General features: G+C 68.7%; 27 protein-coding genes. 7 read left to right on the top strand and 20 right to left on the bottom strand.

What is annotated here, in order from left to right; all coding sequences use genetic code 11:
• The 10 genes from AC1D2E_RS20945 to flgB all read right to left on the bottom strand — a co-directional run.
• A partial coding sequence (locus AC1D2E_RS20945; protein WP_478199174.1) for a chemotaxis protein CheW occupies window positions 1–285 on the bottom strand: 285 nt, incomplete at its 3' end.
• A 65-nt stretch (window positions 286–350) separates the two neighbouring features.
• Window positions 351–1,349: a flagellar assembly peptidoglycan hydrolase FlgJ gene (flgJ, locus tag AC1D2E_RS20940; protein ID WP_478199173.1), complete on the bottom strand. Its 999-nt coding sequence runs from the start codon at window positions 1,347–1,349 to the stop codon at window positions 351–353.
• Between the two features lie 8 nt (window positions 1,350–1,357).
• Window positions 1,358–2,461, bottom strand: a complete 1,104-nt coding sequence (locus AC1D2E_RS20935; protein ID WP_478199178.1) for a flagellar basal body P-ring protein FlgI — start codon at window positions 2,459–2,461, stop codon at window positions 1,358–1,360.
• A 35-nt stretch (window positions 2,462–2,496) separates the two neighbouring features.
• On the bottom strand, window positions 2,497–3,168 hold the full coding sequence (locus tag AC1D2E_RS20930) for a flagellar basal body L-ring protein FlgH (RefSeq protein WP_478199172.1): 672 nt from the start codon (window positions 3,166–3,168) through the stop codon (window positions 2,497–2,499).
• Window positions 3,169–3,263: 95 nt separating this feature from the next.
• Complete coding sequence (flgG, locus tag AC1D2E_RS20925) at window positions 3,264–4,046, bottom strand: flagellar basal-body rod protein FlgG (RefSeq protein ID WP_478113739.1); 783 nt, start codon at window positions 4,044–4,046, stop codon at window positions 3,264–3,266.
• A 29-nt stretch (window positions 4,047–4,075) separates the two neighbouring features.
• On the bottom strand, window positions 4,076–4,819 hold the full coding sequence (flgF, locus tag AC1D2E_RS20920) for a flagellar basal-body rod protein FlgF (RefSeq protein WP_478199171.1): 744 nt from the start codon (window positions 4,817–4,819) through the stop codon (window positions 4,076–4,078).
• 46 nt (window positions 4,820–4,865) lie between these two features.
• On the bottom strand, window positions 4,866–6,080 hold the full coding sequence (flgE, locus tag AC1D2E_RS20915; protein WP_478199170.1) for a flagellar hook protein FlgE: 1,215 nt from the start codon (window positions 6,078–6,080) through the stop codon (window positions 4,866–4,868).
• 79 nt (window positions 6,081–6,159) lie between these two features.
• On the bottom strand, window positions 6,160–6,846 hold the full coding sequence (locus AC1D2E_RS20910) for a flagellar hook assembly protein FlgD (RefSeq protein WP_478174952.1): 687 nt from the start codon (window positions 6,844–6,846) through the stop codon (window positions 6,160–6,162).
• 20 nt (window positions 6,847–6,866) lie between these two features.
• Window positions 6,867–7,262 carry a flagellar basal body rod protein FlgC gene (gene flgC, locus AC1D2E_RS20905; protein WP_478199177.1) on the bottom strand — a complete coding sequence of 132 codons (396 nt, stop codon included), beginning with the start codon at window positions 7,260–7,262 and terminating at the stop codon, window positions 6,867–6,869.
• Window positions 7,263–7,307: 45 nt separating this feature from the next.
• Window positions 7,308–7,715, bottom strand: coding sequence for a flagellar basal body rod protein FlgB (gene flgB, locus AC1D2E_RS20900; RefSeq protein WP_478199169.1), 408 nt, complete (start codon window positions 7,713–7,715; stop codon window positions 7,308–7,310).
• A 215-nt stretch (window positions 7,716–7,930) separates the two neighbouring features.
• Here flgB and flgA point away from each other — a divergent pair, with 215 nt between their 5' ends.
• From flgA to AC1D2E_RS20885, 3 genes are all read left to right on the top strand, one after another.
• Window positions 7,931–8,632 carry a flagellar basal body P-ring formation chaperone FlgA gene (flgA, locus tag AC1D2E_RS20895; protein WP_478199168.1) on the top strand — a complete coding sequence of 234 codons (702 nt, stop codon included), beginning with the start codon at window positions 7,931–7,933 and terminating at the stop codon, window positions 8,630–8,632.
• Between the two features lie 357 nt (window positions 8,633–8,989).
• The gene (gene flgM, locus AC1D2E_RS20890; protein ID WP_478199167.1) at window positions 8,990–9,286 is read left to right on the top strand and encodes a flagellar biosynthesis anti-sigma factor FlgM; all 297 of its coding nucleotides are present in this window, start codon (window positions 8,990–8,992) and stop codon (window positions 9,284–9,286) included.
• The gene (locus tag AC1D2E_RS20885) at window positions 9,283–9,735 is read left to right on the top strand and encodes a flagella synthesis protein FlgN (RefSeq protein ID WP_478199166.1); all 453 of its coding nucleotides are present in this window, start codon (window positions 9,283–9,285) and stop codon (window positions 9,733–9,735) included. The genes flgM and AC1D2E_RS20885 overlap by 4 nt, the downstream gene beginning before the upstream one ends.
• A 315-nt stretch (window positions 9,736–10,050) precedes the next feature.
• On the opposite strand, the gene AC1D2E_RS20880 is transcribed toward AC1D2E_RS20885, so the two are convergent.
• On the bottom strand, window positions 10,051–11,184 hold the full coding sequence (locus AC1D2E_RS20880; protein WP_478199165.1) for a zinc-binding dehydrogenase: 1,134 nt from the start codon (window positions 11,182–11,184) through the stop codon (window positions 10,051–10,053).
• Between the two features lie 104 nt (window positions 11,185–11,288).
• Complete coding sequence (locus AC1D2E_RS20875; protein ID WP_478199164.1) at window positions 11,289–12,602, bottom strand: hemolysin family protein; 1,314 nt, start codon at window positions 12,600–12,602, stop codon at window positions 11,289–11,291.
• A 23-nt stretch (window positions 12,603–12,625) separates the two neighbouring features.
• On the opposite strand from AC1D2E_RS20875, the gene AC1D2E_RS20870 reads away from it, so the two are divergent.
• Entirely contained in the window at window positions 12,626–13,492 is an 867-nt protein-coding gene (locus AC1D2E_RS20870; RefSeq protein WP_478199163.1) for a symmetrical bis(5'-nucleosyl)-tetraphosphatase, read from the top strand.
• Here AC1D2E_RS20870 and AC1D2E_RS20865 read toward each other — a convergent pair.
• From AC1D2E_RS20865 to guaD, 4 genes are all read right to left on the bottom strand, one after another.
• Window positions 13,476–14,945 (bottom strand): DEAD/DEAH box helicase, encoded by a 1,470-nt coding sequence (locus AC1D2E_RS20865; RefSeq protein ID WP_478199162.1) that lies wholly within the window; start codon window positions 14,943–14,945, stop codon window positions 13,476–13,478. The genes AC1D2E_RS20870 and AC1D2E_RS20865 overlap by 17 nt on opposite strands.
• A gap of 85 nt (window positions 14,946–15,030) precedes the next feature.
• Window positions 15,031–15,915, bottom strand: coding sequence for a KPN_02809 family neutral zinc metallopeptidase (ypfJ, locus tag AC1D2E_RS20860; RefSeq protein WP_478199161.1), 885 nt, complete (start codon window positions 15,913–15,915; stop codon window positions 15,031–15,033).
• Window positions 15,916–16,031: 116 nt separating this feature from the next.
• On the bottom strand, window positions 16,032–16,598 hold the full coding sequence (dcd, locus tag AC1D2E_RS20855) for a dCTP deaminase (protein WP_286371529.1): 567 nt from the start codon (window positions 16,596–16,598) through the stop codon (window positions 16,032–16,034).
• Window positions 16,599–16,971: 373 nt separating this feature from the next.
• Window positions 16,972–18,258 (bottom strand): guanine deaminase, encoded by a 1,287-nt coding sequence (guaD, locus tag AC1D2E_RS20850; RefSeq protein WP_478199160.1) that lies wholly within the window; start codon window positions 18,256–18,258, stop codon window positions 16,972–16,974.
• A gap of 188 nt (window positions 18,259–18,446) precedes the next feature.
• Here guaD and AC1D2E_RS20845 point away from each other — a divergent pair, with 188 nt between their 5' ends.
• Both AC1D2E_RS20845 and AC1D2E_RS20840 read left to right on the top strand, forming a co-directional pair.
• Window positions 18,447–19,592, top strand: a complete 1,146-nt coding sequence (locus AC1D2E_RS20845) for a glycosyltransferase family 4 protein (protein ID WP_478199159.1) — start codon at window positions 18,447–18,449, stop codon at window positions 19,590–19,592.
• Window positions 19,589–20,251, top strand: coding sequence for an acyltransferase (locus AC1D2E_RS20840; RefSeq protein ID WP_478199158.1), 663 nt, complete (start codon window positions 19,589–19,591; stop codon window positions 20,249–20,251). The genes AC1D2E_RS20845 and AC1D2E_RS20840 overlap by 4 nt, the downstream gene beginning before the upstream one ends.
• A gap of 73 nt (window positions 20,252–20,324) precedes the next feature.
• Here the strand turns inward: AC1D2E_RS20840 and AC1D2E_RS20835 are convergent, their stop codons facing one another.
• Both AC1D2E_RS20835 and AC1D2E_RS20830 read right to left on the bottom strand, forming a co-directional pair.
• A complete protein-coding gene (locus tag AC1D2E_RS20835) occupies window positions 20,325–21,401 on the bottom strand; it encodes a BMP family ABC transporter substrate-binding protein (protein ID WP_478199157.1) in 1,077 nt (358 codons plus the stop codon).
• 67 nt (window positions 21,402–21,468) lie between these two features.
• Window positions 21,469–22,413, bottom strand: coding sequence for a LysR substrate-binding domain-containing protein (locus AC1D2E_RS20830; RefSeq protein ID WP_478199156.1), 945 nt, complete (start codon window positions 22,411–22,413; stop codon window positions 21,469–21,471).
• An 83-nt stretch (window positions 22,414–22,496) separates the two neighbouring features.
• On the opposite strand from AC1D2E_RS20830, the gene AC1D2E_RS20825 reads away from it, so the two are divergent.
• Window positions 22,497–23,852 (top strand): MFS transporter, encoded by a 1,356-nt coding sequence (locus tag AC1D2E_RS20825; RefSeq protein WP_478199155.1) that lies wholly within the window; start codon window positions 22,497–22,499, stop codon window positions 23,850–23,852.
• On the opposite strand, the gene AC1D2E_RS20820 is transcribed toward AC1D2E_RS20825, so the two are convergent.
• Together AC1D2E_RS20820 and AC1D2E_RS20815 are read right to left on the bottom strand one after the other, a co-directional pair.
• A complete protein-coding gene (locus AC1D2E_RS20820; RefSeq protein WP_478199154.1) occupies window positions 23,810–24,862 on the bottom strand; it encodes an adenosine deaminase in 1,053 nt (350 codons plus the stop codon). The two genes, AC1D2E_RS20825 and AC1D2E_RS20820, sit on opposite strands and share 43 nt — an antisense overlap.
• Entirely contained in the window at window positions 24,862–25,854 is a 993-nt protein-coding gene (locus AC1D2E_RS20815; RefSeq protein ID WP_478199176.1) for a Rieske 2Fe-2S domain-containing protein, read from the bottom strand. Before AC1D2E_RS20815 ends, AC1D2E_RS20820 begins: the two co-directional genes overlap by 1 nt.
• Window positions 25,855–25,860: the final 6 nt, after the last annotated feature.

The raw sequence follows: 25,860 nt of genomic DNA, 5'->3' as shown, positions 1-25,860 counted from the left end.
GAACTGGTCATAGCTCGGCGTCCCCAGCGCAAACTTGATCCGCATGTCGATGATCGGAACAATGATCCCCCGCAGGTTCACCACCCCCTTGATGTACTCCGGCGCGTTCGCGATCCGCGTCACCGCGTCGTACCCCCGCAGCTCCTGAACCTTCTGGATGTCGATCCCGTACTCCTCGTCGCCCAGGGTGAAGGTGACCACCTCCAGGCGGTTTGCATTCGCGTTTGCGAGGGCCGCTGCGGCGGCGCCGGCCGCATGGGATTGAAGGCTCGTGATCTCTGCCATGGGATTCCTTTGGGTGGGATGTGAAGGGTTGTTCAAAGAGTGGAAAGCAGCCGAACGACCGCCGGTCAGCCGAACTTCTGCATGATGCGAACCAGTTTCTGGCCGTACTGCGGATCGGTCGCGTAGCCCGCTCGCTGCAGGCCATGCGCGGCTTCGGTCGGGTCGTCGGTCGCCAGCACGTTGGCATAGCGCGGATTGCGCGTCATGAAGCGTGCGTAGTCGGTGAAGGCCTCCTCGTAGGACCCGTAGGCCCTGAACCTGGCGCGGACGCGCTGCGGCTCGCCGTCGACGTACTCGGTCGTGGTGGTCTCGACCACCGGCCCCTGCCAACTGCGGTCGGCCTTGATGCCGAACAGGTTGAAGCTCTGCGTGCCGTCGTCGGCGCGGATCTCGCGCTTTCCCCAGCCGGATTCGAGTGCGGCCTGCGCCAGGATCAGCGGCGCCGGCACGCCGCTGGCGGCACTGGCGGCCTGGGCCGAAGCGCCCATGCGGTTGACGAAGCTGTCGACCTGGCCTTGCAGGGAAGCGACCGCGCCCGCAGCGCCGCCCGAGCGATCGTTGTTGACCTGGTAGGCGCTCAGGTCGAGGCGGCCCGCCGATGCGGCCTGCGACGGCGCCGAGCCCAGCGGGATGCCGGCCTGCGGCGGCAGCGGCAGGCCGCCGCGCGGCGCCAGCGACGTGCGCGCAGGATTCGGCTCGCCGTCGTCCACGCCCGATGCCGCGGCCCTCTGCAGCTGCGCCAGCATGGCCTCGGCCAGCCCCAGGCCGCGACCCGAGAGGTTCTGCGACAGCTGCTGGTCCAGCATGGAGGTGTAGATCTTCTGGTTCTGGCCGTCGAGCAGGCCGCTGGAGGGCGTCGCCTCGCGCATGCTCTTGAGCACCATGTTCATGAACATCGCCTCGAACTGCCGAGAGACCTGCTTGAGGCCTTCCTCGGGCGAGGTGCGCACGGTGCGCCGCAATGCATCGACGCCCTGGACGTCGAGGGCGAAGCGCTGGTCGAGCGCACCGGCCCGGCTGGGCGCGTCGCCCCCTGTCCATGTGTTGGCTGCAGAAATCGCCATGCCCGGCCTCAGATGATCTCGAGCTCGGCGCGCAGTGCGCCGGCCGACTTCATGGCCTGCAGGATCGACACCAGGTCCTGCGGATTGGCGCCCAGGGTGTTGAGGCCCTTGACCACGTCGGCCAGCGAGGCGCCGCCGCGAATCATCTGCAGCGCACCACCGGGCTGGTTGATCGAGATCTCCGAGGTCGCCGAGGTCACCGTCCGGCCGCTCGAGAACGGACCCGGCTGGCTCACCAGCGGCTCGGTATTGATGACCACCGACAGGCTGCCGTGCGCCACCGCGCAGTCGTTCACGCGGACCGCCTGGTTCATCACCACCGAACCGGTGCGCGCATTGATCACGACCTTCGCCACCGCCTGGGTCGGCGTGACTTCCAGGCCCTCGAGCCGCGCCAGGAAGCCGACCCGGTCCTGCGGCGACACCGGGGCTCGCACCCGGATCACGCGGGCGTCGACGGCTTCGGCCATGCCGCTGCCGAACTGACGGTTGATGGCCTCGACCGTGCGCTCGGCGGTGCCGAAGTCGGAGCGCATGAGTTCGAGGGTGAAGCTGCCCTCGCCGCCGACTGCCGACTCGACCACCCGCTCGACCGTGCCGCCGGCTGGAATGCGGCCCGCGTTCAGCTGGTTGATCTGCACCTTGCTGCCGTTGGCCGAGGCGCCGACGCCGCCGACCACCATGTTGCCCTGCGCGAAGGCATACACCGCGCCGTCGACGCCCTTGAGCGGCGTCATCAGCAGGGTGCCGCCGCGCAGGCTCTTGGCATTGCCCATCGACGACACGGTGACGTCGATGTTCTGCCCGGGCCGCGCGAACGACGGCAGCTGGGCCGTGACCATCACGGCCGCGACGTTCTTCAGCTGCATGTTGACGCCCTGCGGCACCGTGATGCCGAGCTGCTGCAGCATGTTGTTCAGGCTCTGCGTCGTGAACGGCGTCTGCATGGTCTGGTCGCCGGTGCCGTCCAGGCCCACCATCAGGCCGTAGCCGATCAGCGGGTTGTCGCGCACGCCCTGGATGCTGGCCAGTTCCTTCAGGCGCTCGGCCTTGGCCGGCAGGCAGGCCGCGAGCGTGCACAGGGCGAGAATGACCAGGCCGGCATGGCGCATGCGCGCGGGGAGGAGTTCGAACAGGTGGGTCATGGTCAGAACGGCATCACGTTCAAGAAGATTCTTTGCATCCAGCCCATCGTCTGCGCTTCGTCGATGTAGCCCTTGGCCGTGTACTCGATACGCGCATCGGCCACCTGGGTCGACAGCACGGTGTTGTTGCCGCTGACGGTGCGCGGGTTGACCACGCCCGAGAAGCGGATGAACTCGGTCCCCTGGTTGATTCCCATCTGCTTTTCGCCGCTGACCAGCAGGTTGCCGTTGCCGAGCACGTCCACCACCGTGACCGTGATCACGCCGGTGAAGGTGTTGGCGGCGTTGGCGCCGCCCTTGGCGGTCAGCGCGTTGGTGCCGTTCATCTTGGCGTCCTGGCCGGTCAGCAGGCCACTGAGAAACTTCGGGATGGCGGCGAAGGCGATGCTGGCGCTGCCGTCGCGGCTTGCGTTGGCACCCGAGTTCTTGGTCGCGTTGAGTTTCTCGCTGATGACGATGGTCAGGATGTCGCCGACGTTGCGCGGCCGGCGGTCCTCGAACAGCGCGACGCTGCGATTGGTCTCCTGGAAGATCGAGCCGCTGGCGGCACGCACCGGCGAGATCGGCTGCGGCTCGGCACGCGCCGTCATCGGCTGGTGCACCAGCGGGTCGCGCGGAATCTGCGCGCAGCCCGTGGCCAGCAGCACCGCACCCATCGCAAGCAGCGGTCCCATTCCAGGAACACCGCGGAACCGGCTTTGCCGGGCCGCTGGTGTTGCCCCCGGCGAGGGGGTGGGCGGCCACACGAAGTGGGCAAGCCTGGGGGTGATCACAGTTGTGCCAGCCTTTGCAGCATCTGGTCGGAGCTCTGGACCGCCTTGCTGTTGATCTCGTAGGCGCGCTGCGTCGCGATCATGTTGACCAGCTCCTCGACCACGTTGACGTTCGAGGCCTCGGTGTAGCCCTGGCTCAGGATGCCGGCGCCGTCGAGGCCCGGGTTCACGAGATTCGGCGCACCGGACGAATCGGTTTCGTTGTAGAGGTTCTCGCCCTTGCTCTCGAGGCCGGCCGGATTCAGGAAGGTGGCCAATTGCAATTGACCGACCTGCACCGTGGCCGTGCTGCCGGCCTGGGTGACCGTGACGATGCCGTCGCGGCCGACGGTCATGCTGGTTGCGTTCTGCGGGATCGTGATCGCCGGCTGGATCGTGAAGCCGCTGGCGGTCACCAGCTGGCCGTCGCGGTCGGTCTGGAACGAGCCGTCGCGGGTGTAGGAGGTGGTGCCGTCGGGCATCAGCACCTGGAAGAAGCCGGAGCCGTTGATCGCGACGTCCTTCGGGTTGTCGGTCTTGGTCATGTTGCCCTGCGCATGGATGCGTTCGGTCGCGACCACGTGCACGCCGGTGCCGACCTGCAGGCCGGAGGGCAGACGCGTCTGGTCGGAGGTCTGGCCGCCGACCTGGCGCAGGTTCTGGTACATCAGGTCCTCGAACACCGCGCGGCTGCGCTTGAAGCCCGTGGTGCCGACGTTGGCCAGGTTGTTGGACACGACATCGAGCTGCGTCTGCTGGGCTTCGAGGCCGGTCTTGGCCACGTAGAGGGAACGAATCATTGAATTACTCCTGCGAGGGGGTTTGCGGCTCAGCCGTAGGCCAGCAGCTTGTTGGCCGACTGGGCGTTGGTGTCGGCGGTCTGGATCGACTTCATCTGCATCTCGAAGCTGCGGCCGTTGGCGATCATGGCCACCATGGCCTCGACCGGATTGACGTTGCTGCCCTCGACCATGCCGGCGGCGACGACGACGCTGTCGTCGGCCTGGGCCGGCGGCAGCCCATCGCGCATGCGGAACAGGCCGTCGTCGCCGCGCACCAGGTCGGCGTTGCGCGGGTTGACCAGCTTCAGGCGGCCGACCTCGGGCACGCCCGTTGCGGGATCGCCGGGGCCACGGGCCGCGATCGAGCCGTCGGAGGCGATCGTCACGGTCGAGCCGGGCGGGATCACCAGCGGCCCGCCGTCGCCGACCACCGGCCGTGCGCCCATCGTCATCACCTGGCCATCGGCACCGACCTGCAGGTTGCCGACCCGGGTGTAGGCCTCGCCGCCGCCCGGCGCCTGCACCACCAGCCAGCCCTCGCCGCGCACCGCGACGTCGAGGTCGCGGCCGGTCTCGGTCAAGGGCCCGTGGCTGAAGTCGGCGCCCGGCGTGGTCGCGGCGACGAAGGCGCGCGTCGGTGCCTCCTCGCCGACCACCGGCACCGCGCGGAAGGTGTTGATCTGCGCCCGGAAGCCCGGAGTCGAGACGTTCGCCATGTTGTTGGCGACCGAGGCCTGCTGCTCCATGGCCTGCTTGGCGCCGCTCATGGCGACATACAACATTCGATCCACTGTGTGCTCCTGCTGTTGAGGGACTGCGACGGTTCGGAACTCCGCCTCAGCGGATGTTCATCAGCGTCTGCATGACCTGGTCCTGGGTCTTGACGGTCTGCGCATTGGCCTGGTAGTTGCGCTGCGCGACGATCAGATTGACCAGCTCCGCGGTCAGGTCGACGTTGGAGGCTTCGAGCGCGCCCGCGGCCAGCGAGCCCTGCTTGGTGCCTTCGCCCGGCGTGCTGGTCAGGGCCGCGCCCGAGGCCTGCGTCTCGGCATACATGTTGTCGCCCTTCGGCTCGAGCCCGTTCGGGTTCGCGAAGGACGACAGCACGACCTGGCCCATCAGCTTGGACTGCTCGTTGGAGAACTTGCCGGTGATGGTGCCGTCCGGGTTGATCGAGAACGAGGTCAGCACGCCGGAGGTGTAGCCGTCCTGGCTCAGCTTGCTCATGCCGTTGGCGGTGCCGAACTGCGTCGTGCCGCTGAGGTCGACATTGATGTTGACCGGCGACGAGCCGTTGGCGAAATTCAGCGCCGGCAGCGTGATCGCGCCGCCCGCGGGCGCCGTGAGGTTGCCGTTGGTGTCGAAGGTCATGGCGGACAACGCGGCACCGCCGTTGATCGGCGCGCCGTCGGCCGTGCCGTAGACGCTCCAGGCATTGGCGCCGGTCTTCACGAAGTAGACCGACAGGTCATGCGCATTGCCCAGCGAGTCGTAGATCGGGCCGGCGGCGTTGGAATAGTTGAAGGTGGCCGAATCGGTGGGATCGAACGGCGTCGTGGCCGGCACCGTGTTGCGCGCATCGAGATTGAACTCGGCGTCGACGCTGGTGGTCGCATTCGGCGTCATGGCCTGGGTCGGGATCTGGATCGCCGACGGCGTGCCGCCGTTGATGCCGCCGCTGGCATTCACGCCGTAGCCGGTCAGGCGCAGGCCGCCGGAATTGACGATGTAGCCGTCCTTGTCCTTGGTGAACTGGCCGTTGCGCGAGTACATGACTTCGCCGCTGGTGCTGGTCATGCGGAAGAAGCCGTCGCCGCTGAGGATCGCGACGTCCAGGGGTCGGCTGCTGGTCTGCGTCACGCCCTGCGTGAAGTTCTGCACCACGCCGGACACCGAGGCACCGAGCCCGATGCGCGAGCCCGCATAGATGTCCTGAAAGGTCGCGGCCGCCGACTTGAAGCCGATGGTGCCCGAATTGGCGATGTTGTTGCCGATCACATCGAGGTTCGCGGCGGCCACGCCGAGCCCGCTGACGCCCTGGGAGAAGCTCATGATGAATCCTTGGTTCGAAGCATTGAAGAGAAGGCCAGCAGCCGGAAAGCCGCCGCCGGATGAAAGCGCGCGACGCTCCTCAGAGGAACATCCGCACGTCGGACAGCGCGATGCTCTGGCCTGATGCCAGTTCGAGCGTGACGCCGCCGGTGCCCTGCTTGACCGCCGCGACCTGCGCGAAGGTCAGTGCCGTGGCTTCCACGGCGGTGCCGCTGTTGCTCGCAGCCACCGTGAACTTGTAGCTGCCCGCGGGCACCGCGTTGCCGGCGTCGTCCTTGCCGTCCCAGGTGACGGCGTTCACGCCTTCGGTCATGGCGCCGGCCTCGATCGTGCGCACGGTCTTGCCCGAGGCGTCGACGATCTTGATCTCGACGTCGGCGGCCGTGCCCGGCAGCTGCACGGCGAAGGCCTGCGCCGCGGGGTCCTTGCCCGCCTCCGGATCCTTGGTGGCCAGCGTGTTGCCGGGCGACAGCACGTTGTAGCCGATCAGCGAGGCCGCCTGCAGCACCTGGTTGGAGCCGGTCTGGCTCACCAGGCCCGACAGCGTGCTGTTGAGCTTCTCGATGCCGCTCACCGTGCTCATCTGTGCCAGCTGCGAAGTCAGCTCGGCGTTCTCCATCGGATTGAGCGGGTCCTGGTTGTTGAGCTGCGTCACCAGCAGCTTCAGGAAGCGCTGCTCGCTGTCGGCATTGGCGACGCTGGCGGTGCTGGCCGCTGCGCTGGCCGCGTTGGCGCCGGTAATGGAGGAGGTATCGGTGATTGCCATATGCGCTTTCTCGGGTGTTGTTACTGGCCGATGGTCAATGTCTTGACCATCAGCGTCTTGGCGGTGTTGAGGACCTCGACATTGGCCTGGTAGCTGCGCGAGGCCGAGATCATGTTGGTCATCTCCTCGACCACATTGACGTTGGGCATCGCGACATAGCCATCGGCATTGGCGTGCGGATTCTTGGGGTCGAAGACCAGCTTGGCGGGCGCGGAGTCCTCGATCACACCGGCGACCCTGACGCCGCCGATGTCCTGCTGGCCCGAGGCCGCGACCTCGAACACCACCTGCTTGGCGCGGTAGGGCTGGCCATCGGGGCCGGCCACGCTTTCGGCATTGGCGAGGTTGCTCGCGGTCACGTTCATGCGCTGGGACTGCGCGGCCATGGCGGAACCCGCCACGTTGAAGATGTTCATCGAAGCACTGGGAAGCGGCATGGCGTTCTTTCTTGTTCCTGCCGCTTACTGCTGGACAGCCGACAGCAGCGACTTGATCTTGGCGTTGATCACCGTCAGGTTCGACTCGTAGCGCAGCGCGTTGTCGGCGAAGTTGATGCGCTCGGCATCCATCTCGACCGTGTTGCCGTCGATGCTCGACTGGCTCGGCACGCGATAGAGCAGGTCCTGGTCGGGCAGCGTCTTCGACTCGCCGGCCAGGTGGCGCGACGAGGTCGTCGCCAGCGCGAAGGACTGCGACTGCCGGCCCTGTTCCATCGCCTGAGTCAACCGGCTGGCGAAATCGAAGTCACGCGCCTTGTAGTTCGGCGTGTCGGCGTGGGCAATGTTGGCCGCCAGCACTTCCTGGCGCTGGGCCCGGAGATTGAGGGCTTCGCGGTTGAAGGCAAGTGCCGCATCGAGCTTGTCGATCATGGGGTTCCATCGGTTGGCGTCGCGTCCGCACAAGACGGCATGGCGACAGATGGAAAGCGAGTCTATGCATGCATCGCGTTTGCAATGGGCGGAACAAAGAGGGTTTTCGCCAGCACTTCGCCGCTTCGCGCCGAGGGGTCCGTTCCTAGAATGACCCGGCGCCGGTGCGTTTCCCCTTCTTTCTGTATCCCACCCGCGCTTCCCGAGGCACTCCCATGCAACACCGTCCCTCCCGGACCCGCTTCCTGCGCTTCGCGCTGCCCGGCCTGATGGCCATGGCGGGCGCCTCCTCCATCGCGGCGGCGCCGCTGCCCGAGGGCGCACGGACGGCGATCGAAGACTTGCTGCAGAAGCAGACCGCCGGACTGCCCGGCAAGGTCAGCTTCAGCACCCAGGCCGCCGGCACGCTGCCGCCCTGCGACGACTTCGAGGCCTTCCTGCCCCACGGCACCGCACCGCGTGGCCGCATCTCCATCGGCCTGCGCTGCCGCGGCGACAAATCCTGGACCCGCTTCGTGCCGGCCCAGGTCGCGGTCGAAGGCCGCTATTTCGTCGCCGCGCGAGCGATCGAAGCCGGGCAACCCCTGGGCGCCGCCGACGTGACCGAGCGCAGCGGCGACCTCGGCGACCTGCCGCGCTCGGTGGTCACCGAGGCCTCGGCGCTGCAGGGCGTGGTGGCCGCCAACCGGATCGCCGCCGGCGCTCCGTTGCGCAAGGAGTCGATGCGCGGCGTGGTCGTGATCCAGCAGGGCCAGACCGTGCAGTTGGTGGCCCAGGGCGCCGGATTCACGATCAGCACCGAAGGCAAGGCCATGACCCGCGCAGAGGTCGGCGCCAGCGTGCAGGCTAAGACCCGCGACGGCCGCCTGCTCACCGGCGTGGCGACCGAGGATGGGCAGATCCGACTCGCCCAGTAGATGGCCCCCACGCTCCCTCACTTCGTGTGGTCGCTGCCCCCCGAGGGGGCCGCAGGCCGCCTTGGGGCGGCCCGGCGCCGGCCTGGGCCCCCACGCTCCCTCACCTCGTGTGGTCGCTGCCCCCCGAGGGAGCCGCAGGCCGCCTTGGGGCGGCCCGGCGCCGGCCTGGCCCCCACGCTCCCTCACTTCGTGTGGTCGCTGCCCCCCGAGGGGGCCGCAGGCCGCCTTGGGGCGGCCCGGCGCCGGCCTGGCCGGCCTGGTTTTCCACCTGCGCCGCGCCTCGAAATTTGTGCAAACTTCCGCCTAAAGTTCTTGCTGCGTCCGCCGATATACGGGTCAGCCCTTTGAGGAATCATCTTGAAAATCGATCCACCCGGCCCCTCGGCCACGCCCCCCAGCCGCCCGACCAAGGCGGGAGCTGCCGCGACCAGCGGCGTCGATGGCGCCGCGGCGCCCGCCAAGGACGGAGCGCAAGCCATGGGACAAGTGCGAACCATGCCCAGCGCGCCCGGTGGCAGCGACTTCGACGCTGCGCGCGTCGCGGCGATCCGCGAGGACATTCGCGCGGGTCGCTATCAGGTTCACCCCGAGCGCATCGCCAGCGGCCTGCTGGCCAGCGTGCGCGACCTGCTCGATACGGAACCGAAGCCATGAACACCATGCTGCTCTATCTGCACGCGGAAAAGACCTGCGTCGAGGAGTTCCTGTCGGTGCTCGATCAGGAAGAACAGGCCATGACGGACGCCCGCTTCGGCGAACTGGGGTCGATCACCGAACAGAAAGTCGCGCTGCTGGATCGCATGGCGACGCTCGACCGCCAGCGCGAGACGGCGCAGGTGGCGCTGGGATTCGAGCCCGGCCCGGCCGGCGCCGATGCCGCGGCGGCAGCCGCCGGCGAGGCGACGCGCCAGGCCTGGACGTCCCTGCTGGAACTGGCCGAAGAGGCCAAGGCGCGCAACTTGCGCAATGGCTCGATGGTCCACACGCACCTCGATTTCACGCAGCGCGCGCTGCACTTCCTGCAATCGAGCGTGCAGCTGTTCTACGGCCCGGACGGCACCCGCAGGACGGCGGGCGGCGGCAACCGCTTGGCCCTGGGTTGAATATTGCCCCCACGCTCCCCCACTGCGTGTGGGTCGCTGCCCCCCGAGGGGGCCGCAGGCCGCCTTGGGGCGGCCCGGCGYCGGCCTGGATTGCCCCCACGCTCCCCCACTGCGTGTGGGTCGCTGCCCCCCGAGGGGGCCGCAGGCCGCCTTGGGGCGGCCCGGCGYCGGCCTGGATTGCCCCCACGCCCCCCACTKCGTGCGGGTCGCTGCCCCCCGAGGGGGCCGCAGGCCGCCTTGGGGCGGCCCGGCGCCGGCCTGAGCCCCCATGCTCCCCCGCTTCGTGTGGGTCGCTGTTCCCCGAGGGGGCCGAAACTATTTGTTGGGGTTGAGCAGGGCTTTTTCGCCGGTCGCGTGACGGGAATAGACCGCGATCCGGTCCAGGCTCAGCGCCTCGACCAGCGACAGCTGCGCRGTGTAGCGGCTCGCAAAGGTGGTCTTCAGCTCGGCCGCCACCCGTGCCTTGAGCTTCGCCGCACCTTCCGGCCCGATCTTCTGCAGAAACGGAAACAGCAGCCAGCCCCCCATGCCCCAGGTCATGCCGAAACCGCGCATGAACTCGGTCGGCCCGCGGTCGAGACCGCCGTAGATGTAGACCTGCTTGTGGGTGCTGGAGCCGTAGCGGCTGTATTCGGTGGCGGTCTTGTTCAGCGCCGCTTCCATGCAGGTCAGGATCTGGCCCGCCAGCTTGCCGCCGCCGATGGCGTCGAAGGCCAGGGTGGCGCCGGTGGCGACCAGCGCATCGGTGAGATCCTGCATGAAGGTGGGCGACTCCGTGTTGCAGACGTACCTCGCGCCGAGGCCGCGCAGCAGGTCCTCCTGCTCCTTCTTGCGCACGATGTTCACCAGATCGATGCCGTCCTTGAGGCAGATCCGGTTCAGCATCTGGCCCAGATTCGACGCCGCGGCGGTGTGGACCAGCGCCTTGTGGCCCTCGCGCCGCATGGTTTCGACCATGCCGAGCGCGGTCAGCGGGTTGACGAAGGCCGAAGCGCCTTCGGCCGCCGTCGTGCCCTCGGGCAGCGCCATGCACTGGGCGGCGGCGATGCAGCGGTACTGCGTGTACATCGCGCCGCCGAGCGCCGCCACGGTCTTGCCGAGCAGCGCCTGCGCCTCGGGCGCGGCGCCGGCCGCCACGACCACGCCGGCGCCTTCGTTGCCGACCTGCATCGACTGGTCGAGGCGCCCGGCCATGCTCTTCATCGCGGTTTCCGGAATGCCGGCGGTAACGACCGGCCTCGACGCCGTTCCCGATGCCTTGGCGGTGCGCAGGTCGGCGGCGCCGAACAGCAGCCCGAGGTCCGACGGATTCATCGGCGCGGCCTCGACCCGCACGATCACTTCATGGGCGGCCGGCTGGGGGATCGCCTCCTCGGCCAGCGACAGGGTCAGTTCGCCCTTGCTGCTGACGAGCGAGCGAATTTGCAGGGAGGTGGCGGGCAGTGTCATGGGGGGTCTCCGGGTCTGGGCCGGTCAGTATAGGAGCGACGATTCAGGCGTGCTCGGCGCGCTGGTTCAGCAGACGCCGAGAAGATTCTCGGACGACTCGAGGCTCAAGGCGCCAGGTCGGCGGCCCCCGCGTCCGGATAGGCCAGCACGCGATCGATCCGCTTGCCCTCGAGCGCCGCCACCTCGAAGCACCAGCCCGCGCAGTCGATGCGCTCGCCGACTTCGGTCAGGCGGCCCGAAACGAACATCAGCAGTCCGGCCACGGTGTTGTAGCGCCCGCGCTCCTCGTCAGGCAGCTCGCGGATGCCCAGGCGCGCGCGCAGTTCCGAGACCGGCATCAGGCCGTCGAGCTCCCAGACGCCATCGGGCCGCTCGCGCGCCCAGGCTTCGGCATGCGTCGCCACCTGCAGTTCGCCGGTGATCGCCTCCAGCAGGTCGCGCGGGGTCATCAGGCCCTGCACCACGCCGTATTCGTCGACCACGAAGACCAGCCGGCCGGCGTGCGAGCGGAACTGCTCGAGCAGTTCCATGCCGGTCAGCGTCTCGGGCACGAAGACCGCCGGCTGGGCCGACGGCTCGACGGGGCCTTCATGCGCGGGGCCCAGCCTCAGCAGGTGCGCCACGCTGATCACGCCGACCACGTCATCGAGCGAGTTCCGGCACACCGGGTACCAGGAATGCACCAGGTTGAGCGCACCGGCCGCGGACACCTTCTGCAGGCACTCAGCCACGGTCCACGAGGCCTCGAGCCACTCGATGTCGGCACGGGGGATCATCAGCGAGGACAGCCGCCGGTCGTCGAGGTGGAACACGTTGCGCACCATCTGGTGCTCGTGCATCTCGATCACGCCCGCATCGACGCCCTCTTCGAGGCTGGCGGAGATTTCTTCTTCCGTCACGACCCGGGCCGCGTTCGAATCGATGCGCAGCAGTTTCAGCGTGGCGGCCGTGGCACCCGACAGCAGCAGCACGAAGGGCTTGGCCCCGGTGGCCAGGCCGCGCATCGGCCGGGCCACGAAGCGGGCCACCGGTTCGGGATAGAGCTGGCCGATCCGCTTGGGCACCAGTTCGCCGAAGATGATCGTGAAGAAGGTAATGCAGCTCACCACCACCGCGGTCGAAGCGATGCTGGCCGTGCCGGCGCCCATCCCCAGCGCGCGCATCCACACCGCCAGCGGATCGGCGAAGGCGGCCTCGCCCACGATGCCGGTGAGCATGCCGATCGAGGTGATGCCGATCTGCACGCTGGACAGGAACTGCGTCGGATCCTCCATCAGCTTGAGCGCCGCGGCGGCGCCCATATCACCGGCCTCGGCCAGCGCCGCGAGGCGGGCTCGGCGGCTGGTGGACAGGGCCATTTCGGACATCGCGAACAACGCATTGAGCGTGGTCAGCAAGGCCAGGAGAAGAACATCCATGAACGCGGGAGAGAATGGGGACCATGGCACTTTACTTGATCGGTGACGTGCAGGGCTGCGACGATCCCCTGCGGCGCCTGCTGGACGACATCGCTTTTTCTCCCAGCCGCGACACGCTGGTGCTGCTCGGCGACCTGGTCAATCGCGGGCCGTCATCGGTCGACGTGCTGCGGCGCATACAGCGCTACGGCGCAGCGGCGCAGAGCCTGCTCGGCAACCACGACCTGCACCTGCTGGGCGTCGCCCATGGCGCGCGCAAGGCGAGCCGCAAGGACACGCTGCAAGGCGTGCTCGAGGCCCCCGACCGCGCCGCACTGCTCGACTGGCTGCGCCACCGGCCGCTGGCGCTGCATCGGCGCGTCGGCGACGGCGATCTGCTGATGGTGCATGCCGGCGTGCTGCCGCAATGGAGCGTCCAGGACACCCTGGCGGTCGCGGCCGAACTCGAATCGGTGCTCCGAGGGCCGTCGCTGGCCGACTTCCTGCAGACCATGTACGGCAACGAGCCCGCGCAATGGAGCGATGCCCTCTCCGGCAGTGCGCGGCTGCGCGTGATCGTCAACGCGCTGACGCGGATGCGCTTCTGCACGCCCGAAGGCGAGATGGAGTTCGACAGCAAGGATGGCGCGGCGGCCGCACCGGCGGGCTTCATGCCGTGGTTCGAGGTGCCCGGCCGGCGGACGGCGACCGCGACCGTGGCCTTCGGCCACTGGTCGACGCTGGGCTGGCTGTCGCAGCCCGACCTGCTGTCGACCGACACCGGCTGCGTCTGGGGCCGCAGCCTCAGCGCGGTGCGCATCGGCGCCACGCTGCAGGATCGGGAACTGATCCAGGTCCGCTGCCCGCAAGCCCGGAAGCCGGCTGCTCAGCGGATCAACTGGTTTCAGTAGCCTTGAACAGCGCAGGCACCTTGCGCTTGGTCTTGATGTTGGCCGAGATGCCGCGCGCGGGGGCGGCCTTGGCGGCGGCCTCCCAGGCCGGAGCGGSCTCGCGCTCGGCCGGCGCCTCGTAGGGCTGCTCGAAGAAGGGATCGCGCGGCGCCGAGGGTGCCCGGTGCGGACGCGTGCTGCGCACGGGCCGGCTGTCGCCGCGCTCGCGCGGACGGTCCAGGGTGTCGAGCACGTCGCGCGCGTCGCCAGCCTCGCCCTCTTCGCGCCAGTGGCGGCGGCCGTCGTTGATGCGGCCGCGCGGACGGTCTTCCTCGAACTCGACCGGCTCGAGCTCGATCTTCTTCTTGATCAGCTTCTCGATGTCGGCCACCAGCCGGACGTCGTTGCCGCCGCTGGCGAAGCTCACCGCCAGGCCCGAGGCGCCGGCGCGGCCGGTGCGACCGATGCGGTGCACGTAGTCTTCGGCGTTGAACGGGATGTCGAAGTTGAACACCGCCGGCACGTCCTTGATGTCCAGGCCGCGGGCGGCGACGTCGGTCGCCACCAGCAGGTCGACCTCGCCGGCCTTGAAGGCGGCCAGCGCCTTCAGGCGCTCGTCCTGGCTCTTGTCGCCATGCAGGGCGGTGGTCTTGAGGCCCTCGCGCTCGAGCGAACGCGCCAGGCGCGCACAGCCCAGCTTGCTGTTGACGAAGACGAAGGCCTGCGTCAGGCCGCGCTGGCGGATGATCTGCTTCAGGGCGCGGCGCTTGTCGTCGTCGCTGACGCTGTAGAAGCGCTGCTCGACGGTGGAGGCGGTCTCGTTCGGCCGCGCCACTTCGATCGTGACCGGGTTCTGCAGGTAGCTGCCGGCCAGGCGCTTGATTTCGGGCGAGAAGGTGGCCGAGAACAGCAGGGTCGTGCGCTGCTTGGGCAGGTACGACAGGATCCGCTGCAGATCGGGCAGGAAGCCGATGTCGAGCATGCGGTCGGCCTCGTCGAGCACCACGTACTCGACCTGGTTGAGTACCGCGTTCTTGGCTTCGATATGGTCGAGCAGCCGCCCGGGCGTGGCGACCAGCACCTCGACGCCCTTCTTGAGTTCGAGGGTCTGGGGCTTCATGTCGATGCCGCCGAACACCACGGTGCTGCGCAGGCTGGTGTACTTGGCATAGAGCTTGACCTGCTGCGCCACCTGGTCGGCCAGTTCCCGCGTCGGCAGCAGCACCAGCGCCCGCACCGGATGGCGGGYCGGCGAGGTCGAGCTGTTCTCGTGCTTGAGCATGCGCTGCAGCAGCGGCAGCGTGAAAGCCGCCGTCTTGCCGGTGCCGGTTTGCGCCGCACCCATCACGTCCTGACCCGACAGAACCACCGGAATGGCCTGTTCCTGGATCGGCGTCATGGTTTCGTAGCCCATATCGGCTACGGCGCGCGCGAGGGGTTCAGCCAGGGAAAGATTGGAGAAGGAGCTTGTCATGAAGCCTTCTATTGTCGCACTGCCGCAAAAAACAAGCTTGACAAGCCTCCGGAGGCTTCGTAACAGGTTGCAGAAAAGCCCCTTGCTAAAGGGATTTGGACGCGAAAGTGTCGCAATCCTGCATGTTTCCGGACTTGTAGCCGGCGCCGAACCAGCGTTGGCGCTGGGCGCTGGTGCCATGGGTGAAGCTGTCGGGCACGATGGCGCGGCCGGCCGAGCGCTGGAGGGCGTCGTCGCCGATTCTCTGGGCGGCGTTCATGGCGGCCTCGATGTCGCCCGGGTCGAGCCACTGCTTGGACTGCTGCGAGTGGTGGGCCCAGACGCCCGCCAGGCAGTCGGCCTGGAGCTCGACGCGCACGCTCAGGGCATTGTTCTGCGCCTGGCTGAGCCGTCCGCGCATCTGGTCGACCTTGCCGGTGATGCCGAGTTCGTCCTGCACGTGGTGGCCGATCTCGTGCGCGATCACGTAGGCCTTGGCGAACACGCCGGGCGCGCCGAGCTGGTTCTGCAGGGTGTCGAAGAAGCCCAGGTCGATGTAGACCTTCTGGTCGCCGGGGCAATAGAAGGGCCCCATGGCCGACTGGCCGGTGCCGCAGGCGGTCGGCGTCGCCCCACGGAACAGCACCAGCCGCGACGGCGTGTAGCTGCCGCCGTTGCGGCGGAAGATGTCGCTCCAGACCACCTCGGTGTTCTTCAGCACGGTCGAGACGAAGGCCGCTTCGCGGTCTCCGGGCGGCGGCTTGTGCGCCGGCCCCTGCTGCTGCACCTGCGGTGCCGGCTCGCCGCCCCCGGCCAGCATCCCGAGCATCGTCAGCGGGTTGATGCCGAAGATCCAGCCCGCGATCAACGCCACCGCCACGGTGCCGATGCCCACACTGCGTCCGCCGATGGGCAGGCCGCCGAAGCCGCCGCCACCGCCGTCGCGGCGATCCTCGATGTTGTCCGACTGCTCGTTGCCTTCCCATCTCATGACACGCTCCTCGCCGTCCCCGGGACGGCCGTCGCGGAATGGTACGCGCTCACCGCGACGCCACGTCGCCGGCGTTCAGGACATACCGGAAAGGCGCCATGGAAGAAGCCGCCCTCTCAGGCTTTCGGCAGGGTGACGCCGCGCTGCCCCTGGTACTTGCCGCCGCGGTCCTTGTAGCTCACCTCGCAGACTTCGTCGCTTTCGAAGAACAGCACCTGGGCGCAGCCCTCGCCGGCGTAGATCTTCGCCGGCAGCGGCGTGGTGTTGCTGAACTCGAGCGTGACGTAGCCTTCCCATTCGGGCTCGAAGGGCGTGACGTTGACGATGATGCCGCAGCGCGCATAGGTGCTCTTGCCCAGGCAGATGGTCAGCACGTTGCGCGGGATGCGGAAATATTCGACCGTGCGCGCCAGCGCGAAGCTGTTGGGCGGGATGATGCAGCTGTCGCCGTGGAAGTCGACGAAGCTCTTCTCGTCGAAATTCTTCGGGTCGACCACGGTGCTGTGGATGTTGGTGAAGACCTTGAACTCGGGCGCGCAGCGGATGTCGTAGCCGTAGCTCGAGGTGCCGTAGCTGATGATCTTGTGGCCGTCCTGCTCGCGGATCTGGCCCGGCTCGAAGGGCTCGATCATGCCGTTCTTCTCGGCCATGCGCCGGATCCACTTGTCGCTCTTGATGCTCATGTCGGGGTCCTTCCTCGGGGCCGCTATTCTAAGGAGGCGAAGAGACGCCCAGGCCGGCGCCGGGCCGCCCCAAGGCGGCCTGCGGCCCCCCCGGGGGGCAGCGACACACGAAGTGAGGGAGCGTGGGGGCCAGGCCGCCGCCGGGCCGCCCCAAGGCGGCCTGCGGCCCCCTCGGGGGGCAGCGACACACGAAGTGAGGGAGCGTGGGGGCTCGGGCCGGCGCCGGGCCGCCCCAAGGCGGCCTGCGGCCCCCTCGGGGGGCAGCGACACACGAAGTGAGGGAGCGTGGGGGCCCAGGCCGGCGCCGGGCCGCCCCAAGGCGGCCTGCGCCCCCCCGGGGGGCAGCGACACACGAAGTGAGGAGCGTGGGGGCCTAATCCCCCGCCTGCGAGATCACGGTGCGCTCGATCAAGCGGTCGTCGCCCAGCACGATCAGCGAGAACAGCAGTTCCTCGAGGTTGTTCGCCAGCGCGGTCCTGCGCGCCAGCAGGGGCGTGGCCTTCGGGTCGATCACCAGGAAGTCGGCCTCGCAGCCCGGCTGCAGGTTGCCGATGACACCGTCGAGCCCGAGCGCCCTTGCTGCGCCGCCCGTGTGGCGCCACCACAGCTGCGATGGCGGAATGCTGACGCCGGGCTTGGTCTGGCCCTCGCGGCCGACGTAATAGGCCGCCATCATGGTCGCGAAGGGACTGAAGCTGGTGCCGCCGCCGACGTCGCTGGCCAGCCCGTAGCGGTAGCCGATGCGGTCGGCGCCCTCGAAATCGAAGAAGCCGCTGCCGAGGAACAGGTTGCTGGTGGGGCTGACGGCCGAAGCGGTGCCGGTGTCGCGCATCAGGCGCCGGTCGTCGTCGTCGAAATGGATGCAGTGGGCATAGACGGCCCGCTCGCGCATCAGGCCGAAGCCGGCATAGACGTCGAGGTAGGAACGAGCCTGCGGGAACAGCTCGCGCGCCCACTTGACCTCGTCCTTGTTCTCGGCGACGTGCGAGTGGATCCAGGTATCAGGGTACTGCGCCGCCAGCTCGCCCGCGCCGCGCAGCTGCGCATCGGTGCTGGTGGGGGCGAATCGCGGGGTGATGGCATAGCCCAGGCGATCCCGGTTGTGCCATTGCCGGATCAGCGCCTCGGTATCGATCAGGCTTTGCTCAGTTTCATCGCGTACACCCTCGGGCGAATGCCGATCCTGCAAGACCTTCCCCGTGATCATGCGCAGCTGCCGCCGTTGCGCCGCCTCGAAGAAGGCCTGCACCGACTGCGGATGGGAGGTGGCGAAGGTCAGGGAGGTGGTGACACCGTTGCGCAGCAGCTCGTCGAGGAACACCTGCGCCACCTCGGCCGAATGGGCCGGGTCGCAGAAGCGGCTCTCGGCCGGAAAGGTGTAGTTCTCGAGCCAGGGCAGCAATCCGTCGGACGGCGAGCCGATGATGTCGGTCTGCGGAAAGTGGATGTGCATGTCGACGAAGCCGGGCGCCAGGATCCGGCCCGGCCAGTGCGTGACCGCCGTGCCGGGATGCCGGGCCGCGACCTCGTCGAAAGCGCCCGCATCCTGCACCCGCTGCCGCCCCTGGGCATCGGGGCCCACCACCAGCAGGCCATCGGTGTCGAAAACCGGCTGGCCGGCGGCGTCGAATCGCAGAAGAGAGGCTCGGTAGGCGTACATGGCCCGGAGATTAAGCCAGCCGCGCCGGTATGCAATGTGCTTGCGCATATGAGGGCTATATGTCACGAACGAGCCGACCGCCGCTCGCGTTCCTGTGTCGGCAGAGCCGCCGCTCGAACATAATCCGGCGCACCCCCCCACTTCCGTTGCACGATGACCTCTCGCGACCCCAGCTACGCCAGCCGCCGATGAAAGTGCTTCTCGTCGCGAACTACGAGCCCGACGCCCAGACCAGCATGCTCGCCTTCCGGCGGGTGCTCGAGCGCGAACTGCCGCGCCTCGGCTGCGAGGTCCGCGTGATCGCTCCGCCTGCGCGCATGCAGCGCTTCGCAAGCTCCTGGCGCTGGCGCAAGTGGTTCGGCTACGTGGACAAGTTCGTCCTCTTCATCCCTTCGCTGATACGCCACGCGCGCTGGGCCGACGTGGTGCATGTCACCGACCATTCCAACGCGATGTACATCCCGTGGGTCGGCGGCAGGCCCAATGTCATCGCCTGCCACGACGTGATCGCGGTGCAGGCGGCCCTGGGGATGGTCGATGGCTGGAAGGTCGGCTGGAGCGGCCGCCTGTTCCAGCGCCTCATCGTGCGCGGGCTGGCGCGCGCCGACGTGATCGCCTGTGCCTCCGACCTGACCCGGCGCGAGCTGCAGGCCCTGGACGTCGCCGAGACCTCGAAGGTGACGATCGCGCGCCACGGGCTGAACGACGACTTCGCGCCCCTGTCGCCCGAGGAGGCGCAGGCCCTGCTGGCGAAACTCCGGCTCTCCGCGCAAGAACCCTACCTGCTGCATGTCGGCCTCGAGTTGCCGCGCAAGAACCGGCGACGGGTGCTCGAGACCTTCATCGCGCTGCGCGAACGGGCCGCCGCGGCCTCCCGGCCGGCCCTGGTCGACCGGCTGGTGTTCATCGGCCCCGGGCTCGGTCCGGAACTGGAGCAACTGGCGCAGAGCCACGGCCTCGCGGACCGCGTCACGACGCTGCAGGGGCTCTCGCACGCCGAGATCCGTGCGGCCTACGCCGGCGCGACGGCCCTGCTCTTCCCTTCGCTGCAGGAAGGCTTCGGCTGGCCGGTGATCGAGGCGCAGGCCTGCGGCTGCCCGGTCTTCGCCTCCGACCTGGCGCCGATGAACGAGATCGGCGGCGATGGCGCGGTCTATGTCGACCCCAAGGATCCCGTGGCGATGGCCGAGGCCATCGAGCGGGCGGCGCCGCACCTGGACGAACTCCGTCGCAAGGGGATCGCCAACGCCGCGCTCTACACGCCGGGCCAGATGGCGGCGGCGAACGTGGCGGCCTACCGGCTGGCGCTCGAGAAGCGGAAGGCGACACCATGAAGCGGCTGGCGGCGCTCGCGGTCGTGTTCCTCCCCTGGGCGCTGAAGCGCTGGGTGCTGCGCCGCTTCTGGGGCTACCAGATCGCAGACCACGCCCGTATCGGTCTGTCCTACATCTTTCCGGGCCACCTGGTGATGGGGGAAGGCGCCTACATCGGCCACCTGAACGTCGCCATCCACCTGGAACGGATGGAATGCGGCGCGCATTCGATCATCGAGCGGTCCAACTGGATCACCGGCCACGGCCTGGGGGGCGGGCACTTCGGGCATCGGACCGGGCGCGACCCGGCACTGCTGCTCGGCGAGCACGCCTCGATCACCAAGTCGCACATCATCGACTGTACCGACAAGGTCGAGATCGGCGCCTTCACCACCATCGCGGGCTATCACTCGCAGTTGATCACCCACGGGATCAACGTGCTCGAAAACCAGCAGGACTGCAAGCCGATCCGCATCGGCGCCTACTGCCTCGTGGGCACGCGCGTCACGGTGCTGGGCGGCGCGGCCCTGCCGGACCGCTCGGTGCTCGGCGCGGGTTCGGTCCTCAACAAGGCCCATACCGAGGAGCACGCGGTGTACGCGGGGCAGCCCGCGGCCAAGGTGAAGAACCTTGACCCCGAGGCGGCCTACTTCCACCGCGAGAGCGGCTTCGTGCAGTGAGTCTTGTCGGTCCGTCCCCCCCTCACCGGGGGTGGGCGCCCCGACACGAAGTGCGGGGCAAGCTGGGGCCGAGCTACTTCCGCACGCCCTCGACCAGCCAGTTCATCTTGAGGATCTGCTCGTCGCTCAGGCCCTGCCCCCTGGCGATGACGACGCGGCCCTCGTTGTCGCGCACATCGGCGGCAACGGCCTGGAACGGCTTCAGCTTGCCGGCGGCGATGTCCTGCTGGCGGGCCATCACCTCGTCCTGCACGGCCTTGGGCACCTTCGAGCCGAAATCGCCGACGCGGACCATGCCTTCCTTGACGCCGCCCCAGACATTGCCGCTCTTCCAGCTGCCGTCGAGCACGGCGCGGGCGCGCTGGGTGTAGTAGTCGCCCCACTGGTGGGTGACCGCGACGACCTGGGCGTCGGGCGCGACCTTGCGCATGTCGGAGTGATAGGCGATCGCCAGCTTGCCGCGCTCCTGCGCGGCAGCCATCACGGCGGTCGAGCCGGTGTGGAAGGCGATCACGTCGACGTCCTGGTTGAACAGGGCCATCGCCGCCTCGCGCTCCTTCGGCGGGTCGAACCAGACATCGAGCCACACCACCAAGACCCGCGCCTTCGGGTTGACYGAACGCATGCCCAGCGTGAAGGCGTTGATACCCTGCAGCACCTCGGGAATCGGAAAGCCCGCCACGTAGCCGGCGACGTTGGTCTTCGTCATCCGGCCGGCCGCGATGCCGGCGAGGTAGCGGCCTTCGTAGTAGCGCGCGTTGGCGGTGGCGACGTTGGGCGTGGTCTTGTAGCCGGTGATCGATTCGAACTTCACGTCGGGAAAATCGCGCGCGACCTTCAGCGTCGGCTCCATGTAGCCGAAGCTCGACGTGAAGATCAGCTTGTTGCCCTGCTGCGCGAGGTCGCGGATCACGCGCTCGGCATCGGCGCCTTCGGCCACGTTCTCGACGTAGGTGGTCTTGACCTTGCTGCCCAGCACGGCCTCGACGGTCTTGCGTCCGTTTTCATGCTGGCGCACCCAGCCGGCATCGGTGACGGGCGCGACGTAGACGAAGCCGATCTTCAGCGGATCGGCCTTCGGCGCGGGTTGGGAAAAAGCTGGGAGAAAGAAACAAGCGGCCGCAAGTGCGGCTGCGAGGTTTTTGTACATGGTAGTCCTCTACATGGCCCCGGAACGAAAAAACGGCGCTGCGGGGCAGCAGCGCCGATGCGTGATTTTACCGGGGCTGCATCGCCACGCCTTCATGCACCGCATCGCGCAGCAGTCCGGCCAGCCGCGCGACGGGCCGCTCCGGCTCGGCCTGCGCGCGGTACATGCCCAGCGTCATCGGCGGCAGCGTCGGCAGCCCGATGACGCTGCCGTCGAACGAGCGCACATGCGGCGGCAGGCCGAAGGCCGTGAGCGCCGACAGCCCGAGACCCGCCGACGTCGCAGCCCACAGCGCCGACAGGCTGGAGCTCGTGAATGCGTGCCGCCACGGAATGCCCGCGCGGTCGAGCGTGGTCGTCACTGTCTCTCGCAACGGGCAGGACGCATCGAGCAGGACCAGGGGCAAAGGCTCACCCGACAGGCGCGAACCGGGCTGGCGGCGTTCCGTCCACCATGGCGCGTCGAGCGCATCCGCTTGGGCGGGCCCCACCCACTGCAGCGGCAGGCGGACCAGCCGCTCGCCGTGYGGGAGCGCCGTGCTGCCGGCGGCACCCTTGATCTCCCAGATCAGCGCCAGGTCGAGCTGGCCCAGGTTCAGACGCTCCCGTAATTCGGCGCTGCGTGCCATGCAGGCCTCGATGCGCACCTTCGGATGGGCTCGCGAAAAGCGGCCGAGGACGGCGGGCAGCACGGATTCGCCGAGGTTCTCCTGCATGCCGAGACGCACCCACCCTTGCAGGTCGGCGCCGCGCATCGCGGCAGCGGCTTCCTCGTTGATCGCCAGCAGGCGGCGCGCATAGGCCAGCATGGTCTCGCCGGCGTCGGTCAACTGCAGGCCGCGGCCGGCCTTGCGGAACAGGGCCGTTCCGGCCTGCGCTTCGAGCTTCTTCAGCTGCGCACTGACGGCCGAGGTCGAGCGCCCCAGACGGTCGGCGGCGCGGGCGTAGCTGCCCAGTTCGATGCCGGTCGAGAAACTGCGCAGCACGTCGAGATCGAAGGTCACCTGGGCCATGAAACCATCCTGTTTTTTGGGACTATGTATTGATTATTTTCTGATTTTCAAAATCATTCCAGCGGCCAATACTGCGCCGCACGATGCCACAGTCCTCCACCCAAGTTCTCCGCCACCGCTGGAAAGTCCTCGCGGCCGGCGTTGCGGCCAATGCCGCTTTTTCCGTCGCCTTCAGCGGCATTCCGATGACCGCCGTGGTCATGCGGTCGGGCTATCAGCTCGACAACGCCACCCTGGGCCTGGTGCTCGGGCTGATGGGGCTGGGCATCGCGATCAGCGAACTGCCCTGGGGCCTGCTGACCGACCGCTGGGGCGACCGGCCGGTGCTGCTGGTCGGCCTCGGCAGCACCGCGCTGGCGCTGATGGCGATGGCGCTGTTCGCGGCGCCGACGCCCGGCCGCATCCCCGGCCTGGCCTGGCTCGGCACCGGCTTGCTGCTGGTCGGACTGCTGGGCGGCAGCGTCAACGGCGCGAGCGGCCGCGCCGTGATGGGCTGGTTCGCCGAGGGCGAGCGCGGACTCGCGATGAGCATCCGGCAGACCGCCGTGCCGCTCGGCGGCGGCATCGGCGCGCTGCTGCTGCCGGTGCTCGCGGTGCATGCGGGCTTCGCCCTGCTCTATGGCTTGCTGGCCTGCCTGTGCGCACTCAGCGCATGGCTGGTCCGGCACTGGGTCCATGAGCCGCCGGGCCGCTCCCAAGGCGAATACCGAAGCGCTTCTGCGCGAAGGTTGCCCAATGAGCCGCCCGCTGCGCCGCGGACACTCCAGCCCGCCGGCGCTCCCGACGCACCGCGCACGGGCCCGCTGCGCGACGCACGGGTCTGGCGCATCGTCGCGGGCATCGGCATCCTGTGCGCGCCGCAGTTCGCGGTGCTGTCTTTCGGCACCGTCTTCCTGCACGACCTCGGCCGCGCCGGTTTCGCGGCCATCAGCGCCGCGATGGTGGCGGTGCAAATCGGCGCCATGGCGATGCGCGTGTGGAGCGGCCACTGGACCGATCGGCGCCAGAACCGGCCCGCCTATCTGCGCGCCTGCGGCGCCTTGAGCGCGGCGCTCTTCACCGGGCTCGGCATTGCCGCACTGGCAGCCGGTGGCTCGGCGGACCCCTCACCTGCGCTGCAGGCCGTGCTGATCCTGCTGCTGGTCGCCAGCGGCATCTGCGTCTCGGCGTGGCATGGCGTGGGCTACACCGAACTCGCCACGCTGTCGGGCCCGGCCCGCGCCGGCACCGCGCTGGGGATGGCGAACACCAGCGTGTTCGCGGTCTGCTTTCTCACGCCCCTGTCGATTCCGCGTCTTCTGGCGTGGCAGGGCTGGCCGCTGGTGTGGTTCGCGGCCGCCGCCTGCGCGATCGGGGCCCTGCCGCTGCTCGCGCGTGCGTCCCGGAAAGATCCGATTCAGGCAAAAGTGTCGAACACGGCATTGAGCCGGTCGACATAGGCTCGCTTGGCCGCCGCGTCGACGAAACTGCCCTCGAAGCTGTTCGCCGCGAGCTGCCACGCATGCTGGGCCGTGAGGCCGGTGGCGGCGAAGGTCTCGACGAAGTTCTGGTTCATGTAGCCGCCGAAATACGCCGGGTCGTCCGAATTGACGGTGGCGACCAGGCCGGCATCGAGCAGTTCGCGCAGGTTGTGCTGGCGCAGGTCGGGGAACACGCAGAGCTTGAGGTTCGACAGCGGACACACGGTCAGCGGAATGCGGTCCTGCGCCAGCCGCTTCATCAGCGCGGCATCCTTGGTGCTTTGCACGCCGTGGTCGACGCGCTCGACCTTGAGCACGTCGAGCGCGCTCCAGACATAGGCCGGCGGACCTTCCTCGCCCGCATGTGCAACCCGATGGAAGCCCAGTTCGCGGCAGCGCGCGAACACGCGCGCGAACTTCTCGGGCGGATGGCCGAGTTCGCTCGAATCCAGGCCGACGCCGATGAAGCGGTCCCGGAAGGGCAAAGCCTGTTCGAGCGTGGCGAAGGCGGCCTCCTCGCTCAGGTGGCGCAGGAAGCACAGGATCAGGGCTGCGTCGACGCCCAGCTTCGCCTTGGCGTCGACGCAGGCGCGATGCAGGCCGTCGATCACCGTCTGCATCGCGACGCCGCGCTCGGTGTGCGTCTGCGGGTCGAAGAACATCTCGGTGCGCACGACGTTGTCGGCCGCCGCGCGTTCCAGGTAGGCCCAGGCCATGTCGTAGAAGTCCTGCTCCTTCAGCAACACGCTGGCGCCGGCGTAGTAGATGTCGAGAAAGCTCTGCAGGTTGGTGAAGGCGTAGGCGGCACGCAGTTCTTCCACGCTGGCATAGGGAATGGCGACGCCGTTGCGCTGCGCCAGCGCGAAGATCAGCTCGGGCTCGAGCGACCCTTCGATGTGGATGTGCAGTTCGGCCTTGGGCATGGCGCGCAGCAGCGCGGGCAGGCGGTCGGCGGGGACGTCGCGGACGGTGCGTGGGGGAATGGTCATCAGCAGACTCCGAAGGTGATGCCGCTCATTTTGAGGTGGCGGCGGTAGAGGGACGAGGCCTTGTCGGCCACGGTATGAAGCTCGGCCCGGAGATCGAGCGGCAGCCGCTTGGGGCTTTGCGATTCGAGCACCGGCTTGTCCTGCAGGAAGATGGTGTCCTGGAAGGCGCGCACCGACGCCTCGTCGCGCTCGAAGTCGGAGGTGGCGAAGCGGAACCAGACGCGGCAGCGCTCGGCGTCGATCGGGCAGATGTGGAGCGCGATCGACTCCCGGTAGCCGTCGATGCCGACGCTCGCGGCTTCGGGCACCTTGGTGAGCACCGCCGCATAGGGCGCCGTGACCTCGTAGCTGTATTCGACCTGCGCCGGCGCAGTCGAGTTGACCGTCGACTGCGGCTGCCATGCCTTGCAGCCGGTTGCGCGCAGGCCGTCGGGCGTGGCCTCGACGCGGTAGTCGTCGATCGCGGCCATGTCGCGCGCGCCCAGCCAGCCCTCGTGCACGAAGCCGAAATGCGCCATGTCGAGGAAGTTCTCGACCAGGCGGGGGGCGCTGGTCTCGACGTCGTAGGGGCCGCAGCTGATCTTGCGCATGCGCGGGTCATCCTCGGCCGCGAAGGCGGGCAAGGGCGCATCGCCCTCCCCGTCGAGCCGGACCCACACCAGCCCCTGGGCCTCGACGGCGGCATGCACCGCGGCCCGATGCGTGGCCGGCGGCACGAACCCAGGCAGCGCCGGCACCTGGGTGCAGCGGCCGCCGGCCTCGAAGCGCCAGCCGTGGTAGGGGCATGCCAGCGCCGTTCGGCCATCGCAGCGGACCAGGCGTCCGAGCGAGAGCTGCGCGCCGCGATGCGGACAACGGTCGGCCCAGGCATGGACTGCGGCGGCATCGTCGCGCCACAGCACCAGGTTCTCGCCGAGCAGGCGCACCGCCAGCGGCGCGGCTGCAAGGTCAGCGGCCAGCGCCACCGGATGCCAGAGTTGTCTTTCGATCATCATCGT

The sequence above is a fragment of the Variovorax sp. P1_H2 genome (genome assembly GCF_056405295.1).
The sequence above is the reverse complement of the archived record's forward strand: the minus strand, read 5'-3'. Positions and strand labels throughout refer to the sequence as shown.